Source organism: Nautilia profundicola AmH (assembly GCF_000021725.1).
GTDB classification, from domain to species: Bacteria; Campylobacterota; Campylobacteria; order Campylobacterales; family Nautiliaceae; genus Nautilia; species Nautilia profundicola.
In genome coordinates this window covers 1,183,131-1,200,705 of record NC_012115.1, presented here as the reverse complement: position 1 = coordinate 1,200,705, position 17,575 = coordinate 1,183,131, and the positions used below count along the sequence as shown (strand labels likewise).

Genomic DNA, 17,575 nt, shown 5'->3' with positions numbered 1-17,575 from the left:
GCCTTTTTAATTGATAAAAACATTATAACACTATTAAACTTAATGATTGCTTAAATAGTAAAAATATTATATGTGTATAGGCACAATAATGGCACAATTATATGTTTTAATGATAGTAAAGGTTTGAATGTGAAAAAAATATTAACTTTTTTACTTCTAATATTCGTATTAATCGTTTATATATTGAACAATGCAAAAAAAGAATATTTAATAGGTTCTTCTTTACCTTTAAAAGGTATAATGAATGAAATGGGTAATTCCGTAAAATTGGGAACAGAAGTCAGTTTTAAAATTTATGGAGATGGCTTTGAAAAGAAAATAAAATATGTTTTTTTAGATGATAAATATGAACCTAAACTTACGAAAGAAAATATAAAAACACTTTATAAAAAAGGAGTTTTTTTATTATACGGTATAGTCGGAACACCTACGGTAAAAGAAATTTTACCTTTTTTGAATGATAATTCAATTTTTTTATATGCCCCGTTTACAGGAGCTGAATTCTTAAGAAGAAACAAGTATGTTATTAATTTCCGTGCGTCATACAAAGATGAAATAAAAAAAATAATCAATTATTTAATTAAACGTAAAATAACCAAAATTGCTGTTTTTTATCAAAATGACGAATACGGTAATGAAATTTATTATCATACGTATGAAGTACTTAAAAATAAAAATCTAACTTTATCAGCTGTGGGAACGTACAAAAGAAATACTTTTTTTATTACATCCGCACTTAACGAAATCTCACATAACAAACCTCAGGCGATTATTATGGGTAGTACTTCAAAAGTAAGTGCAATGTTTATAGAAAAATACAGAAAAATTGACCCTAATGCAGTTTTTTGCACGATATCATTTGTTAATCCCGATAGTTTGGTTAAACTTCTTAAAAAGACAGATAATATAATTTTTTCAGAAGTTGTTCCATATTATAATGATCCTTCAATAAAAGAAGCGGTTTTGTTCAAAGAAGATTTGAAAAAACTTTTTCCAAATCAACAGCCGTCTTTTTTTGCTTTTGAAGCATACTTGGCCAATAAAATTTTATTAAGGGCTTTTGAAAGATTAACTTTTCCATATTCTCCTTCTCATTTAGTAAATATAATTAAAAACACACCGAAAAATTTTTTAAAAGGAATAAGCATCAAATATAAAAATAACCAGCTTTTAAATAAAACGTATCTTTTTGAATACAACAATCATTCGTTTAAAGAGTTGAGATGAATTTTAAATTTTTAGATAAATTAGGGTTTTTTGCAAAAACAAAATTATTAATTTTTGTAATACTCTTTTCAATGATAACAATAATTGTGCTTTCGCAATATTCCATATTTACTTTTAAAAACGATATCGATACGCTTTTTCAAAAAAGAACCGTTCCTGTCGTAAAACTTGAAAATATAAAAGACCTTTATAAAATAAATGTTTATGAAACTATCAATCAATACAACAATAATGAAATAAATCTTAAACAAGCAAAAGAGGTTATATCTCTTGCAAAAGAATTAATTGAAAAAGAATGGAAATGTTATTTGGATAAACAAATGCCTACAAAAGGCTTCGAAGCTTTGGTAATAAAAAATATATTAAAATTAAAAAAACGTATAAATGAACAGATTGAAACGTTTTTAAAAACTTCCAAGGTTGATTTTAAGGAATTAAAAAACAATATTAATACTATAAATATTTATCTTTCAGATATTATTAATTCAAATATTAAAAAAGCTATCGAGCAGAAAAATAAAACCGATAAAAGGTTTTCATTTGTTATAAAAGCTTCTGTAATGAGTATTGTTGTAGTGTTTGTGTTTAGTATAACACTTATGATTTTAATTGTTGAAAACTTTAAAAAAGTACATATAGAACTTGAAGAGAATGTAAGGGAAAAAACTAAAGAATTAGAAGAAATAAATAAAAACCTTGAAAAAAGAATTAAAAAAGCGGTTGAGGAAAACCGACGTAAAGATAAAATCATGTTTCAGCAGAGTAAACTTGCAGCCATGGGGGAAATGCTGCAAAATATTGCTCATCAGTGGAGACAGCCTCTTGGCAGTATTTCTCTTATACTGCAATCAATAAAACTCAAAAACGAAATGAATAAGCTGACTCCCGAATATATTGACAAAAAAACCGATGAGGCTCTTATACTTGCAGATAACATGTCTAAAACAATAGATGATTTTAAAAATTTTTTCAGGCCGGACAAAACAAAGAAAACTTTAAGTATTAAAAAATGTATATGCCATTCTAAACAGCTTATTTCTCACATGCTTGAAAAATTTAATATAAAAATTGATGTTAAGATAAAAGAAGATGTAAAAATTTTAGGGTATAAAAATGAGCTTTCCCATGTTTGTCTGAATATTTTAAATAATGCAATCGATTCGTTAAAGAATAGCAGCATTGAAAATAAAAAAATACTGATTGTAGTTAAAAAAGAAAAAAAGGGTATAATTATCAGTATAATAGATAACGGGGGAGGAATAAAAGAGGAATATTTGGAAAAAATTTTCGAACCGTATTTTACAACTAAGTTAAAAGATAAAGGTAGTGGAATAGGACTTTATATGGCCAAACAGATTATTGAAGAACATATGGGAGGAAAAATTAAAGCTCTTAATATTAAACATAAAATGGGAACGGATATTATGTATAATTGCGCAATGTTTGAGATAACGCTTCCGATAAAGGATGTAGATGAAAAATTATGATATTTTAAAAGAGTTTAATGTTTTATACATTGAAGATGATACGAGTCTTCTTAAGAACTTAAGCGAAATTCTTGAGGACTTCGTTAAAAATATTTATACAACTGACAATACTACGGATGCATATATATAAAGTTTTAAAAGAAAAACATATTGATGTGATTATTAGCGATATCTTAATAGGAGATAAAAACGGACTTGAGTTTATATCGTTTTTAAAACAAAACGGTATTGAAATTCCGTTTATTCTTACAACTGCATATACCGAGACAGATTATCTTCTTGATGCGATAAAACTCAAAGCCGTAAATTATCTTGTAAAACCTATCAAAATAAAAGAACTTCTTGATAGTTTATACGAAATTCTTTTGCCTAAGTACCAGGAAAAAGAACTTATAAACAGTACTCTTTTATTTAAAATCGCTTCGGTTATTTGTGAAAGTAAACAGCTTGAGGTTATTAAAATGATTGTTAAAAACATGGACGAAGAGTTTACTTTTGCATTGTCGTATAATGATATTATGGACGAAATTAATATAAGCAAACCCACTCTTATCAAACTATTTAAAGAATTACAGGATAAAGAGGTTTTACAAAAACTTCCTAAAAGAAAATATAAAATAAATGTAAATAAATTGGACGAATTGTTTATACATTCAAATCTGAAATAACTCTGTTTTTACCTTTGTTTTTAGCTTCATAAAGAAACGAGTCCGCCCTTACCGTAAGCGTGTTTAATGAATCATTGTCTTTAAGCTCCGTAACTCCGAAACTACATGTTAAATGTTTTATTATTGGAAACGAATGTTCTTCTATAGCTTTTTTTAATTTATTTGCAATGTGTGTGGCGGTTGTAAGGTCGGTATTAGGAAGAATAATAATAAACTCTTCACCTCCCCATCTTCCGAATATATCAGTTTGTCTGATGTTTCTTTTAATTAATTTGGAAAGTTCTATCAGAACTTCATCACCGACTTTATGTCCATATGTGTCATTTATTTTCTTAAAATCATCAATATCAAAAAATATTATACTTAAAGGTATTTTATATTTTTTAGCCAACTCTATTTGGCTTTTTAAAGATAAGTCGATTTTATATCTGTTGTATATATCCGTTAAAGAGTCATAAAAAGATATTTTTTTGAGTTCTTCTTCAAGTTTATGTCTTTTTTTTATTTCTTTTTTTAATCTTATTATCCAGTAAACAAACAAAATGGTAATAAGTATACCTATTATTATCGCCCATGTTAAAACTTGTTCTACACTAAAACCTGTTTGATATTTTACATAAATCCATTTACCGTAAATTTTTTCTTTGTCATAAGGTGTGATGGTGTCAATTGCTTTATTAATGGCACTTGCCAAAGGTGTATAATCGTTTCTAATCATAAACTGCATTTTAAATTCAAGAGGGGTTTTACCGGAAATTTTGAGATTGGCAAATTCATATTTGTTTATGTTGTATATTAATACCGGCATGATGTCTATTGCCGCATATGCCTTACCGCTGCTAACCATATCGAGTGCGGTTTGGATGTTTTTCACTTCAAGTATATTGTAATTAGGGTATCTTTCTTTTAAAAGTTTTGCTGCGGTGTAATTTTTTCCGACAACTATGATTTTGTGTTTTAGAAATTTCATAGAAGCGATATATCCCACATCGTTTCTTGTTGCAATAGCTATAGGGAATGTAGCGTAAGGTTTTGAAAAGATTGCGTATTTTTTTCTGTCTTTTGTTTCACTTGTGGCTAATGTAATGTCAGCTTTTTTGTTTTTTATTGCATTTAATACATTTATCCATTCTGAGGTAGTGATACATTTTGATTTTATATGCAGTTTTTGTTTTATTAACTGCCAGTAATCAACGGCTATTCCGGCAATATGGCCGTTAATTTTAGTATTAAAAGGAGCCCAGTTGGGAGTTAAAATGCATTTAATCGTATGAGTGTTTATAAATTCTTTTTCCGAGTTTGTTAAATGAATTTTTGTATCTGCGGATAAAATATAAATACTAAATAACAGAGCAAAAAAAACTTTCATATAAACCACCCCTTTTTCATTGTAAATATGAAAGTATATATAAATTTTACCGTTTAATGAATATTAAAACTTAAAATTAAGATCGGAAACAATTTGATTTCTTCCTCTTTTTTTAGCTTCATACATGAATGAATCCACCCTTATTAAAATGGAGTCGCTATTATCCTCTGGCATAAGTTCCGTTACACCAAAACTACAGGTTAATCCGTCAATGTATTTAAATCTGTGATTTTCTATAAGCGATTTAAGTTTTTTTGCTACTTTGATAGCCTGAAGGAGGTTGGTGTTAGGAAGAATAATAATAAACTCTTCACCTCCCCATCTTCCAAAAATATCGTATTCTCTTAAAGAGTGTTTTATAATGTCTGCAATTTCTTTTAATATTTTATCACCAATTCTATGACCGTATGTGTCGTTTATTTTTTTGAAATGATCAATATCGAAAAAAATAACGCTCAGAGGTAAATGATGACGTTTGGAATAAGAAATTTGCTGTTTTAAAGCCGTATCAATTTTATATCTATTGAATATCCCGGTTAAAGAATCAATAATTGATAATTTTTGAAGTTCTTTTTCGATCTCTTTTCTTTTATTTATTTCTTTTTTTAACATTCTTATCCAGTAAACCAATGCGACAATAATAATAAAAGAAACGAAAACAATAAGTAAAACCTGTTTAAGGGAATATCCTTGCTGATATGTGACATGAATCCATTTTTTATATATCTCTTTTTTTTGTTTGTCGGTTATGGTGTCGATTGCTTTGTTTATCGCAGAAACTAATAATTCGTTATCTTTTGATAACATAAATCTAATTTGAAATTTCCAAGGTGTTTTACCCGCTATTTTCAAATTTGCAAATTCATATTTGTTTATATTGTAAACTAAAACGGGCATAATGTCTATTGCTGCGTAAGCTTCTCCTTTATTGACTAATTCAAGCGCTTTTTTTGTGTTTTCAACTTCTATGATTTTATAATTCGGAAAATATTTTTTTAATAATTGTGCTGCAGTGTAGTTTTTTCCTACTGCTATTTTTTTATTTTGTAAAAATATCATAGAACCTATAAAACCCACATCGTTTTTGGTTGCGATAGCTATAGGAAAAGTTGCATACGGCTTTGAAAAAATAGCGAATTTTTTCTTTTCAGATGTTATATCCGTTCCAATGGTTAAATCTGCTCTTTTGTGTTTAATTGCATCTAATACAGTTGACCATGATGGTGCGATAATACAATGAGATTTTAAATGAAGTTTCTTTTTTACGAGTTTCCAAAAATCTACCGAAATACCTTCTAATTTTCCATTGATCATAGTATTAAAAGGAGCCCATGATGTAGAAATAATACATTTAAAAGTATGAGAGTTTATATAATTTTTTTCTTCTTTTGTTAAATTTACATCGTTTGCAAATAAAACCAATGCACACAACAAAATTAGAAGTTTTTTCATAAAACTTAACCTTTTTTTTAATATATATTTAATATATTATACTCCAAATTTAATTAAAAGTAAATTTGTTTTTACCAAAACCAGCATCAAATGGAATTATTTTTAAAATTTCACCTTTTTTTATTAGATCTTTTCCTTTGTTTAAAAGCATTAAAGAGTTGCTTTTAATTAAAGGAGTAAGCATTCCTGAGCCGTATTTGTAACCGTTATATACCTCCCATTCTCCGTTTTCGTAATATCCTAATATTGTATGGTCTTTTTTTGCGTTTACTTTAAAGTCACTTTTATTTACGGCCGTAATGCTTTGGAAGTAGTATTTATCCGCGCCACTTAATTTTTTAAGCGTAGGTATGGCAAGTGCGAATGTGTTTATGTATGAGCTAAGAGGATTTCCGGGCATTGCGAATACGAATGTCTCACCCATAATCCCGGCCATTGTCGGGCGTCCCGGTTTTACCATGATTCCGTGGAAAAACTCCTTAAGTCCGTTTTGTTTAAACGCTTCAAACAAAAAGTCCGCATCCCCGAAACTTATACCTCCGCTTGTTATTATTACGTCGTATTCGTTTTTGAGAGTTTTTATATATTCTACGGTTTTTTCAAGTGAATCTGGTATTAAACCTATAATATCAGCACTAAAGCCGAATTTTTTTAACAGCGCTTCGATAGCATATGAGTTGACGTTGTATATTTCCTCTTCGTCGGCACTCTCCCATGGCTCTTTAAGTTCGTTTCCGGTTGAAAGCACCGCGATTTTCAGCTTTGTATATACAGGAACGTTTACGATTCCCTGGCTTACAAGCATTGCAATGATTTCAGGGGTTATTCTTTCGCCTTTTTTAATTAACACATCTCCTTTTGCAATCTCTTCACCCTTAATTCTTACATTGGCTCCTTTTTTAATCTCAGGAATCATTATATATTCATCGGTTACTTCTTCACACTTTTCGATTGGAATAACAGTATCAAGGCCGTTTGGAACCCTGGCACCCGTCATAATACGGACGCATTCCCCCTCTTTTATTTCAAAATCTTCATATTTGTCACCGGCGTAAATGGTTTTTATTACTTTCAGTTTTTTATCGGATGAGTGTTTAAAAGCGAACCCGTCCATTGCGGAGTTGGTGAATACCGGAGAATTTCTTTTTGCAATAATATCTTCTGCCAAAACCCTATTTAACGCTTCGTTTATATATATGTTTTGGTGTGTTTTTTTAGGTTTTGCGTTTTTTAGGCATAGTTCAAGCGCCTCGGAATATGATATGTTGTCTAAAACTGTCATTTTTTCCCTTTCAGTTTTTTTAGATACAGCTCTTTAAAACGTTTATCGGCAAATTCCTGAATCTCACTCTCAAGCTGTTTGTATACTTCTATGTATTCTTTTGCCTTCGGAGTGAGGGTAGTGCCGCCTTTTACGCCTTTTTGAGCTATTACAAGCTCGTCTTCAAGATTCTTTTGCAGTATTTTAATATGATTCCACGCTTTTTTGTAGTTTAAGCCCATTTTTTCAGCCGCTTTTGCGATTGAACCTTCTTTTTGTATAAGTTCGAGTATTTCCGTTTTGCCTTTTCCGAAAAGCAGTTCGCCTTTATTGTTTTCAATCCAGATTTTTGTTTTAATGTATGCACGTGGGCGTTTTTTTTCTTTAAACACTCCGAGTTCGCAGTAAATAACCTCAAATCCGTTATCTTTAATGGCACTTCTTACTTTTTTGAGGTTGTATTTTTCGGCGAGCTTTCTTGCGTCTTTGCAGTAAACCCTCTTTTTTTCATCCGCAAGTTTTTGCAGTTCGTCGATTATCTCTTTTTCATAATTATCGGTAAAATCAAGTTTTCCGAACTGTCCGAGTCCGCAGTCGGTGATTCTTACACCCATCTCATCAGCCGTTTTGCCTACCGTAATTGGCTCAACCCCCGCTTTTTTGGCTACTACGTAAGCTTTTGCACATGTGAGTTTATTCTCGTCGTTTTTATATTTTTCGATTAGATCTTTTATGGTATTCATTATATCTCCTTAATTTTTCACTTCTTCAATTCTCCAGTCGTGGGTGTATATGTTCATTTTATCGCCTCTCGCAAAACCGATCAGGGTGAGGCCGAACGTATCCGCTATTTTTGCGCCGAGGCATGTTGTGGCCGTTCTTGATATCAAAATAGGGATCTTATGCATAACAGCCTTTACTATCATTTCACTGCTAAGCCTACCACTTACCATCATGATACCTTCAGCGGGGTTTAAACCGGCCATTATGGCTTTTCCTACAGCTTTATCCACTGTTGAATGCTGGGCGATGTCTTCCGCGTCAAAATATGTGTTCTCATTGAAATAAATCCTTGCAGTGTGAACACATCCCGTTTTTTCATATAGAGGGCATGATTTGTAAAATTCATTCATTTGTTTTGAAATTTCTTCGGGGGTGATTGTTTTTGTGGAAGTTATTTTTTCGGCTTCGATTTTTTCAGGCTCGATATTTATGTTTGAAGTTACGCTTTTACCGCAGCCGCTGACAATTATCGCTTCTTCGTTTAGTTTTTCTATTTTTTTGGTGTCGGCTTTTGCCGTTACGTCTATTATGAGGCCTTCATTTTTAAGCTCAATTTTTTCGATATCGTCTATAGAATTTACAATACCTTCGCTTATCAGATATCCTACTCCAAGCGCTTCAAGATCCACAGGGGTTGCCATCATGGATACCACTTTTTTACCGTTTATGTGGATATCCGTTTTTATTTCCCTGATTAACGTATCTTCAAAATCGAACTTTTTGCCGTTTTTTACTTTTTTGATTTTTAATTTTGAAACAGGTTCCATATCAACCCTTTGTTTTTTTATATAGTATCAAAAAAGTTAAAAGTTTTTTTTATATTTATGAAACTTTAAGAATTCTTTAAGAAAAGTGAGCTATAATTCATTCATGCTGTAAGGTCCGGGGACCGGACAAACACATGAAGCAGCGTCTACTAATAGCTTCATGATGTACTTCAAGCAAAATCAAAACAATAAAATTTGTTGTTAATTTTAAAATTTAAATAAGTAGTGGGTAATCATTCATAAGTTCAACACTGTTTCAATGCTGTTTAATATATTGTATCGTGTATTATCAACCACTAATTACAATTACACACTATACACTAAAAAGGATCTAAAATGAATAAAAAAATAGACTGTCGTAATATGGCTTGTCCTCAGCCTGTGCTTGAGACAAAAAAAGCGCTTGAGGAGATGGATGAGGGGATTTTGGAAGTGCTTGTAAATTCTGTTTCATCCGTTCAAAACGTAAAAAGATACGCAATGAATAACGGGTTTGAACCGAAAGTCGAAGAGCTTGAAAACGGAGATACGTTAATAACAATCGTTAAGGGGTATGAGTGCGCTATTGTTGCGGATGAAGAAGAGGAGGAGAAGTTTTTAAACAAATCCCTGTTTATCAAAACTGACAAAGTCGGAAACGGAGAGCTTGGAAGTATCCTTATGAAAGGGTTTTTAAAAACGACGCTTGAATTTAAAAAACTTCCTAAAAATATTATTTTCGTAAACGAAGGCGTGTTTTTAACCACAAAAGAAGAAAATGCCGAAGTAATAGAAATACTTAAAGAATTTGAAAAAAGAGGTGTAAAGATCTATTCGTGCGGGTTATGCATGAATCACTACAATATACCTGCCGAAGATTTAAAAGTAGGGGAAATCGGAAACGCATACGATACGATGGATATGCTTTTACATACTGAAGTTATAAGTTTATAAGGGACAAAATGAAAAGAAGAGACTTTTTAAAAACAGGTGTTGCTTTAGGTACAGCGGCTGCGATGCCGAGTGTTGTCAGTGCAAATGATGAGGTTAGAAGATTTAAGGTGAATTACGCTTTTGATATCAGATATTACGAAAAGGAATATCCTGCAAGGCTTTGGAATCCGCTGCCTTTTAACGCTGATTATCAGAGGGTTAAGTTTTTGAAATTTGCTGGGAATTATAACGATTACGATATCAATTCAATGAACGAATACAACGCAAACACGTTTTATGCCGAGTGGAATAAATCACCTAATAAAAAACTTGTATACCTTGAAATGATAATCGAAACTAAACCAAGAAGCGTACCTATTGAAAAAATAGAAGCCACAAGCAAACAAAACCTGCCGATACCGGAAGATGTTAAAAAGTTTTTAAAACCGACCGAACATATTCCGACAACCGGAATCATTAAAGCTCTGGCTGATAGAATCACACAGGGTAAAACCGACAGATTTGAAAAAGTAAAGGCTATTTATTACTGGTGTACGAAACATACGTTCAGGGATAATAAAGTTGTGGGATGCGGTAAAGGTGATGTTAATAAAATGGTAACACAAAAAGATATAGAAGATATCTACAAAAACGGATACTACGGAGGAAAATGTACCGATTTAAGCTCACTCTTTACAGCGCTTACAAGAGCTGCAGGAGTGCCTGCCAGGGAAGTATTCGGAATAAGGCTCGGTAAGAGCCATTTTTCTAAAGCGCTTGGAAAAAGCGACAAAAACGGCTTTGCCGATATTACCACATGGCAGCACTGCAGGGCTGAATATTACATTCCGGGAGCTGGGTGGATTCCGACTGATCCGGCGGATATTACAAAACTTGAACTTGTAGAAGGCAGAAAATACGACGATCCGAAAGTGCAGGAGCTTATCAAAAGATACCTGCATTCATGGGAGATGAACTGGGTAGGGTTTAACCATGCGAGGGATTTCGTGCTTTATCCTAAACCGACCCAGTATCCTCTTAACATGTTCGGATATCCGTATGCAGAAGTTGAGGATGAGGTGCTTAATTATTACGTACCTAAAAGTTTTGCGTATAAGATTACGTCTCAGGAACTGTTTTAATGGTAAAACGAATTGACTGTAAAGATTTGGCGTGTCCCGAACCTGTACTCAGGACCAAAGACGCGCTTGAAGAGATGGAAGAGGGGATACTCGAAGTTGAGGTAAATTCTTTTTCTTCCGTTCAAAACGTTAAAAGATTCGCCCAAAACCAGGGGCTTTTTACAGATACGAAAAAAGACGGCAAAAACACCGTTATCAGAATCGTGAAAGGTTATGAATGCAAACTTGACCTGCCTCCAAATGGAGGCAATAAAGAGAGCAAATCATTCTGGGCGCTGATAGCGGGAGCTGTTGCAACGGCTGTACTTGCGAGTATGTGCTGTCTTGGACCTTTACTTTTTTTAATGTTCGGTGTGAGTGTGGGGAGCCTTTCATTTTTACATGTATTTGCACCGTACAGGGATTATTTTACGGTGGCGGCGGTTGTGATTATCGCTTATCTTTGGTGGAACTGGTTTTTCAGACTTCGCAAAAGACCTGTGTGTGAGGGTAGTATTTGCAAAAATTATGTGAAATATCTGAGTATAGGGACTGTTTTTGTTGCTATAATGCTAAGCTATCCGTACTGGGCTCAGTACGTACTCTTGGGAGAATAATATGAAGAAATTTTTTATCGGGCTTATTTTTGTTTCAGCGCTTTTTGCAGCTGAAAAAACGGTAATAATAGAAGTTGAAGGCATGACGTGTCCTTTGTGCACGAGCGCCATTAAAAGAAGTCTTAAAACCACACCCGGTGTAGTAAAGGCAAAAGTGCTTTTAAGCACTAAAAAAGCGACAGTTGTGTATGATGACGCCAAAACGGATACGTCAAAGCTTTTACACGCCATTGAAGTGGTGGGATACAAGGGGAAAGTTTTAGAAGTGAAAAATGAAAAGTGAATAGTTGAGAATGAAGAATTAGTTTATGGTTGGTATATTTACAATCGTGACTAAATATCAAATCAATAAAAAAACTAATAAATAACAAATAACTAAATTTAAAGGAGTGAAAATGAAAGTATTATTTATATTCAATAGAGAACCTTATGACGGAAGCGATGTGGCTTGGAACGGACTGAGACTGGCTAAAAACATGCACGGACGCGGGCATGATGTGAGAATTTTCCTTATGAACGATTCTGTGGATTTGGCAAGAGACTGCAATAAAAAACCGGATAATTACGACAACGATCTTGTGGCAATGCTTAAAGAAATGTATCAAGACGGAGTGAAACTGAAAGTCTGCGGAACATGTCAGGCAAGATGCGGTATTTATAAAAACGAACCTTACTTTGCACCTGAAATTAAAGCAACAATGAATGATTTGGCAGACTGGGTTGAAGAGTGTGACCAGGTGCTTACTTTTTAATAAAATTTGAAACGCTGGTAAAGGAAGGCAATGCTAAAATTAAATAATGAAGCCAAACTAACGAAATACGTAAGAGCAGCGGGCTGAGCGGGTAAACTGGCTCCGGAGGAGCTAAACGACACAACCTGCGTTTTAGGATGCAGCAATGAAAACCTGCTTGTAGGATTTGAAGGCAATGAAGATGCCAGCATATATAAAATAACGGATGATATTGCACTTGTTCAGACCGTTGATTTCATAACGCCTGTGGTTGACGACCCTTTCGTTTACGGGCAGATTGCCGCTGCAAATTCGCTAAGCGATGTATTTGCCATGGGCGGTGACGTTAAAACGGCACTTAACCTTGTGGGATTTGATTCGTGTCACCACGACAGGGAAGTATTAAAAGAGATTTTAAAAGGCGGTGAGGATAAAATTAAAGAGTGCGGAGGCGTTCTTGCCGGAGGCCATACGATTGAAACGCCTGAAATGCTATACGGACTCAGTGTTACAGGGGTTGTGAACCCTAAGCAGATGATTAGAAACAATACTTTAAAAAAAGATGATGTAATAATCCTTACAAAGCCTCTGGGAATGGGGATACTTACAACCGCTATAAAAGCTGATCTGGTGAGTGACGAAGTAGCGAGTGAAGTTGCCGAAATTTTAAGAACCCTTAATTACAAGGCAAGTATAATCGCAAGGGAAATCGGTGTAAGCGCAATGACGGACGTTACGGGCTTCGGACTGCTCGGGCATCTTTATGAAATGAGCGGCAAGAAATTCACAATTGAGGTAGAGTTTGACAAAGTACCGTTTATAAGTGAAGCGATCAACCAGGCGAGTATGGGTATTATACCTGCCGGAAGCTACAACAATCAGATATTTGTTGAAAAATATGTGGAGTTTGTTAGAAATCTTAGTTTTGAAGAGCAGATGATTTTGTTTGACGCTCAGACAAGCGGAGGACTACTAATATCACTTCCTCAGGAAAAAGCGGAAGAATATCTAAAAAGAGCCGGAAATGAAGGCGTTTTTGCAAAAATTATAGGAAACGTGAAAGAAAAAGAAGAGAAATTTATTAAAGTAATTTAATGGAAAATTGAAAGCGTTTTTTTTCAGCGAATACTGAAAAAATATAACTTTTTTCAAACGGCTTCGCTACGGTTCCCGAAATTTCACAGAAATTTCGACCGTTACGCTGCAGATGTTTTCTCAAAGAAATATTTTTCCAGGAAATTTAATTATTCTTCATTTATCGCTTTTGCGATAAGCTCAAGCGGGTGTTTGAATATTTTATTATCTCCCGCTTTGTCAAGCTGTTCGGTTATCTGCATTCTGCATGCGCTGCACTCCGCACTTACGATGTCTGCATCCACGGCTTTAATTATTTCGGCTTTTTTCTGTCCAGCTTTTACGGCCAGGTCGAATTTTTCAGTCTGGATTGTGATTCCCCCGAATCCGCAGCACATATCAGGATCGCTCATTTCATTTATCTGATATACCTGAGTAAGCAGGCTTCTCGGTTCTTTTTTTATATTAAACACTCTTCCGAAGTGGCATGAGTTGTGGTATGTTATGACTTCCGGCTGTCTTTTTTTATTTTCAAGTTTGGCTTTCAGGTCTGTGTGTTTATAGAGCCATTCGGTTGTCCCAAAGATTTTGGATTTTATTTTTCGGTGTCTTTCGGCCCAGTTTTTATCCATATGTGCGTGGATATATTCTTCGTAGTCTTTTTTCAGCATTGCGGTACATGTTGCTTCAGGTACAATTATTGCGTCGACTTGGTCTATAAAACTTTCGAAATATTCTATGTTGTATCTGATAAGCTCTTCCGTTGTTTTAAAATCCCCGGTAAAATACGCAGGCGCTCCGCAACAGAGCTGTTTTTTTGGAATAAATATATCGATATCAAGGAATTTTAAAATACTGACAAGTGCGTCACCGACTTCCGTATAGTTATAGTTTGCCATACATCCGATAAAAATAGCCACTCTTTTTTTTGGATTTTGTGCCGGTATTTTTTCAGGGTATTTTTTAAGAAACGATTTTTGTTTCATGGAAGGCAGGAGTCTTCCCTTTTTAAGCATAGGTATGTTAAAGCGGCTTCTCATAGCGTTTTTATCGGCTTCAATTTTAAATCCGCATGTTTGGAACATATATCCGAGTTTACTTACGATGTCGTATGCCCATCTGTTTTTGAGTAAAAAGAAAAACACTCTTTTGAAAAACGCAATACCGTATTTGTCCGCTATCTCTTTTCTTACATTTTCAATCATAAAATCGGTAGGAAGCGAGTTCGGACATACTTCAACACACTGATTACATAAAAAACAGCTTTCAAATATGTCTTTGGCGTTTTTGTCAAGTTCTATTTCACCTTCTTCTACGCCTTTTAAAAGATCTAAAAAACCCCTTGGCGAGGTAGTTTCATCAGGATTTATTCTGTGGATTGTACATCCGGGGATACATTTACCACATTTGATGCACATATCGGAAGTGTCGGAAAACTTAAACAAAGCAGTTCCTTTTTGAATTGCAATTTATCATACTATTTTAATAATGTCAATAGTGAATTGAGAATTGAAACAGTGCCAGACCTGATTTACAAATAAACAAATATACTAATTACTAATATACCATTACACCAATATACTTCAATAACCTTAATAATTCGATGTACTTTACAACCATAACCAAATTACAACCCTGAAAACTTCAAGAATGTGATATAATTTTCGGAAAAAAGGTACAAAGTGCTCGAATACTGGCAGCATATTTACTCCCATTTTAACCCCGTCGCTTTCGATTTAGGTATATTTAAAATTCACTGGTACGGAATAATGTATGTTTTGGCATTAGTTACGGGATACTGGGTTGCTATTAAATTTGCAAAGCGAGAGGGAATTGATAGAAAAATTATAGATGAATATTTTATATGGGTTGAAATAGGTATTATTCTTGGTGCGAGAATAGGGTATTTTATTTTTTATGTTCCTAATAACGGTTATTATCTTAGTCATCCTTGGGAGATGTTTAATCCTTTCAGGGATGGTGAATTTATCGGAATCAGGGGTATGAGTTACCACGGAGCGGTTATCGGTTTTACAATTGCTACGCTTTTATACTGGAAAATAAAAAAGGTAAATATGTGGAAAATATTAGATATTGTGGCATTAGCCGTCCCAGTGGGGTATATCTTTGGAAGAATAGGCAACTTTTTAAACCAAGAACTTTTCGGTAGGGTTACAGATGTACCTTGGGGAATTTACGTAAATGGTGTTTTAAGGCATCCGAGTCAGCTTTATGAAGCTTTTTTTGAAGGCATGGTTATTTTTGTGATTTTGTATTTTTATTATAAAAAATGTCGCAGAAATGACGGAGAATTAATTGCTTTATATGTTATACTTTACGGAATCTTTAGAAGTTTATGTGAGCTTTGGAGAGAACCGGATCCGCAGCTCGGATTTATATTTATGCATTTTACAATGGGTGAAATTTTGAGCTTTTTTATGATAATTTTCGGAATATTTTTATATATTAAAAGGAGACGATTATGAAACTTGCTATTGTCGGCGGAGGTATAAGCGGGCTTAGTCTTGCTTATTATTTACAAAACGATTTTGAAGTAACCGTTTTTGAAAAAGAAAAATGGGGCGGTAAGGCGTATACGGCTAAAGTCGGTGAATATTTAATGGAAGAAGGGGTAAACGGATTTTTAAGCAACTCTCCTAAAACCATGGAACTTTGTGAAGAAATCGGAATAAAGCCGATAAAAGCCAATGATAATTCAAAAATCAGATATATATACGATAACAAACTTATTAAAATCCCTCTGAAACCTTTGGACTTTATAACAAGCGATATCCTCTCTTGGAAAGGCAAGTTCGACGTTGCAATGGAGTTTTTCAGAAAACCGGTGTGTGACAGGGAAGAAACGGTTGCAGAGTTTGCCACAAGAAGACTCGGGACTGAATTTAAAAGACGTATGATGACTCCGATGCTTGCGGGAATTTACGCTTCTACGCCTGAAATTACTTCAATGAATGCGGCGTTTCCAAAGCTTAAAAAAATAGAGTGTGAATACGGATCGCTTTTTAAAGGTATGATTAAATTAAAAAGAGGAGGGCAGCCGACAGGGGAACTTCACTCGTTTGAATACGGTATGAGCGAAATGATTGAGAAGTTAAAAGAAAAAACAAAGGCCCAGTTTATACAAAAAGAGATAAAAGATATTGACGAGCTTAAAGATTATGATAAGGTTGTAATCGCTACGCCTGCATATGATGCAGCCCAAATTCTCAAAAAATATGAAAAACTAAGTTTGCTCTTAAATGAAATTCCTTATAATCCGGTTGCGATTGTAGGATTTGATTATGACAGTATATCGCCTGTATGTTTCGGGATTTTGACGGTTGAGAATAAAACTTTGGGGATTTTAATGGATAAGTATATTTTCCCGAACAGAAACGGAATACGTGTAATGGTAGGAGGAGCGAGATATCCTGATATTAAGGATATGAGTGAAGATGAGATAATAGAAATCGCCGAGAAAGATATTTATGAGGTTATTAAAAACGCAAATCCGAAAATAAAATGGATAAAAATGCATAAAAAAGCTATTCCGAATTATTCGTTAGGTCATCAGGATTTGGTTAAAAAAATTATGGATGAGGCTAAAAATGTTAATGTTTATTTAACAGGCAATGCTTATAATGGTGTTAGTTTTAACGACTGTATAAAAAACTCTTTCGAACTTGCAGAGCAAATTAAAAAGGAAAAATAATGAAAAAGTTGTTTTTCTTACTCTTAGGAGTTTATTTATTCGCCTCAAACTTGAACTGGTATTCAGACTATAAAAAAGCGTTTGAAGTTGCTAAAAAAGAGAATAAATACGTAATGGTTGATATAAGCAAGCACGACTGTCCTCCGTGTGAATTTATGAAAGATACGGTAATGAGCGGGGGAGATGTTGTAAAAATATTAAATTCTAAGTTTGTTTTGGTAGAGTATTATGCCGATGCGGATGATATACCTGAAAAATTCAGAAAACATTATTTTAATTTTACTCCCGCAATACTTTTTTATACAAACGACGGAAAATTTATAACGGGAGTGTATGGAGCTACGAGTTACACGCATTTCTTAGAAGAATTAAAAAAAATAATTAAGGGATAAAA

The 17,575-nt window shown here is 33.6% G+C and carries 19 protein-coding genes; 13 read left to right on the top strand and 6 right to left on the bottom strand.

Going from position 1 to position 17,575, the window contains the following annotated elements; all coding sequences use genetic code 11:
• The first annotated feature begins 129 nt into the window (after window positions 1-129).
• From NAMH_RS06415 to NAMH_RS06405, 4 genes are read left to right on the top strand one after another with little or no spacing between them, the layout of a single operon-like run.
• The gene (locus NAMH_RS06415; protein WP_012663769.1) at window positions 130-1,227 is read left to right on the top strand and encodes an ABC transporter substrate-binding protein; all 1,098 of its coding nucleotides are present in this window, start codon (window positions 130-132) and stop codon (window positions 1,225-1,227) included.
• Window positions 1,224-2,714 (top strand): sensor histidine kinase, encoded by a 1,491-nt coding sequence (locus tag NAMH_RS06410; RefSeq protein ID WP_015901938.1) that lies wholly within the window; start codon window positions 1,224-1,226, stop codon window positions 2,712-2,714. Before NAMH_RS06415 ends, NAMH_RS06410 begins: the two co-directional genes overlap by 4 nt.
• Window positions 2,701-2,844, top strand: a complete 144-nt coding sequence (locus NAMH_RS09280; RefSeq protein WP_015902728.1) for a hypothetical protein — start codon at window positions 2,701-2,703, stop codon at window positions 2,842-2,844. Before NAMH_RS06410 ends, NAMH_RS09280 begins: the two co-directional genes overlap by 14 nt.
• The gene (locus NAMH_RS06405) at window positions 2,831-3,382 is read left to right on the top strand and encodes a response regulator (protein WP_012663994.1); all 552 of its coding nucleotides are present in this window, start codon (window positions 2,831-2,833) and stop codon (window positions 3,380-3,382) included. Before NAMH_RS09280 ends, NAMH_RS06405 begins: the two co-directional genes overlap by 14 nt.
• Here the strand turns inward: NAMH_RS06405 and NAMH_RS06400 are convergent.
• The 5 genes from NAMH_RS06400 to fdhD form a co-directional block, all read right to left on the bottom strand.
• Entirely contained in the window at window positions 3,360-4,751 is a 1,392-nt protein-coding gene (locus tag NAMH_RS06400) for a transporter substrate-binding domain-containing diguanylate cyclase (RefSeq protein ID WP_012663702.1), read from the bottom strand. The genes NAMH_RS06405 and NAMH_RS06400 overlap by 23 nt on opposite strands.
• Window positions 4,752-4,814: 63 nt before the next feature.
• Window positions 4,815-6,203 (bottom strand): transporter substrate-binding domain-containing diguanylate cyclase, encoded by a 1,389-nt coding sequence (locus tag NAMH_RS06395; protein WP_012663502.1) that lies wholly within the window; start codon window positions 6,201-6,203, stop codon window positions 4,815-4,817.
• A gap of 49 nt (window positions 6,204-6,252) precedes the next feature.
• Window positions 6,253-7,485: a molybdopterin molybdotransferase MoeA gene (locus NAMH_RS06390; protein ID WP_015902357.1), complete on the bottom strand. Its 1,233-nt coding sequence runs from the start codon at window positions 7,483-7,485 to the stop codon at window positions 6,253-6,255.
• Complete coding sequence (locus tag NAMH_RS06385) at window positions 7,482-8,207, bottom strand: winged helix-turn-helix domain-containing protein (protein ID WP_015902694.1); 726 nt, start codon at window positions 8,205-8,207, stop codon at window positions 7,482-7,484. The genes NAMH_RS06390 and NAMH_RS06385 overlap by 4 nt, the downstream gene beginning before the upstream one ends.
• A 9-nt stretch (window positions 8,208-8,216) precedes the next feature.
• Window positions 8,217-9,014 (bottom strand): formate dehydrogenase accessory sulfurtransferase FdhD, encoded by a 798-nt coding sequence (gene fdhD, locus NAMH_RS06380; protein WP_015901963.1) that lies wholly within the window; start codon window positions 9,012-9,014, stop codon window positions 8,217-8,219.
• Between the two features lie 336 nt (window positions 9,015-9,350).
• Here fdhD and yedF point away from each other — a divergent pair, with 336 nt between their 5' ends.
• The 6 genes from yedF to selD all read left to right on the top strand — a co-directional run bounded on the left by yedF (window position 9,351) and on the right by selD (window position 13,490).
• Window positions 9,351-9,947 (top strand): sulfurtransferase-like selenium metabolism protein YedF, encoded by a 597-nt coding sequence (yedF, locus tag NAMH_RS06375; RefSeq protein WP_015902371.1) that lies wholly within the window; start codon window positions 9,351-9,353, stop codon window positions 9,945-9,947.
• Between the two features lie 8 nt (window positions 9,948-9,955).
• Entirely contained in the window at window positions 9,956-11,068 is a 1,113-nt protein-coding gene (locus NAMH_RS06370; protein ID WP_012663634.1) for a transglutaminase domain-containing protein, read from the top strand.
• Window positions 11,068-11,664, top strand: a complete 597-nt coding sequence (locus NAMH_RS06365) for a mercuric transporter MerT family protein (protein ID WP_012663743.1) — start codon at window positions 11,068-11,070, stop codon at window positions 11,662-11,664. Before NAMH_RS06370 ends, NAMH_RS06365 begins: the two co-directional genes overlap by 1 nt.
• Window position 11,665: 1 nt before the next feature.
• Entirely contained in the window at window positions 11,666-11,947 is a 282-nt protein-coding gene (locus tag NAMH_RS06360) for a heavy-metal-associated domain-containing protein (protein ID WP_015902163.1), read from the top strand.
• Window positions 11,948-12,059: 112 nt separating this feature from the next.
• Complete coding sequence (locus tag NAMH_RS06355; RefSeq protein WP_012663494.1) at window positions 12,060-12,416, top strand: DsrE/DsrF/TusD sulfur relay family protein; 357 nt, start codon at window positions 12,060-12,062, stop codon at window positions 12,414-12,416.
• A 30-nt stretch (window positions 12,417-12,446) separates the two neighbouring features.
• On the top strand, window positions 12,447-13,490 hold the full coding sequence (gene selD, locus NAMH_RS06350) for a selenide, water dikinase SelD (RefSeq protein WP_015902081.1): 1,044 nt from the start codon (window positions 12,447-12,449) through the stop codon (window positions 13,488-13,490).
• Window positions 13,491-13,639: 149 nt separating this feature from the next.
• Here the strand turns inward: selD and NAMH_RS06345 are convergent, their stop codons facing one another.
• Entirely contained in the window at window positions 13,640-14,914 is a 1,275-nt protein-coding gene (locus tag NAMH_RS06345; protein ID WP_015902719.1) for a (Fe-S)-binding protein, read from the bottom strand.
• A 237-nt stretch (window positions 14,915-15,151) separates the two neighbouring features.
• On the opposite strand from NAMH_RS06345, the gene lgt reads away from it, so the two are divergent.
• The 3 genes from lgt to NAMH_RS09025 are packed head-to-tail and all read left to right on the top strand — an operon-like array spanning window position 15,152 to window position 17,573.
• Window positions 15,152-15,955: a prolipoprotein diacylglyceryl transferase gene (lgt, locus tag NAMH_RS06340; protein WP_015901983.1), complete on the top strand. Its 804-nt coding sequence runs from the start codon at window positions 15,152-15,154 to the stop codon at window positions 15,953-15,955.
• On the top strand, window positions 15,952-17,181 hold the full coding sequence (gene hemG / locus NAMH_RS06335; RefSeq protein ID WP_015902475.1) for a protoporphyrinogen oxidase: 1,230 nt from the start codon (window positions 15,952-15,954) through the stop codon (window positions 17,179-17,181). Before lgt ends, hemG begins: the two co-directional genes overlap by 4 nt.
• Entirely contained in the window at window positions 17,181-17,573 is a 393-nt protein-coding gene (locus NAMH_RS09025) for a thioredoxin family protein (protein ID WP_015901774.1), read from the top strand. Before hemG ends, NAMH_RS09025 begins: the two co-directional genes overlap by 1 nt.
• The last annotated feature ends 2 nt before the right edge of the window (window positions 17,574-17,575 follow it).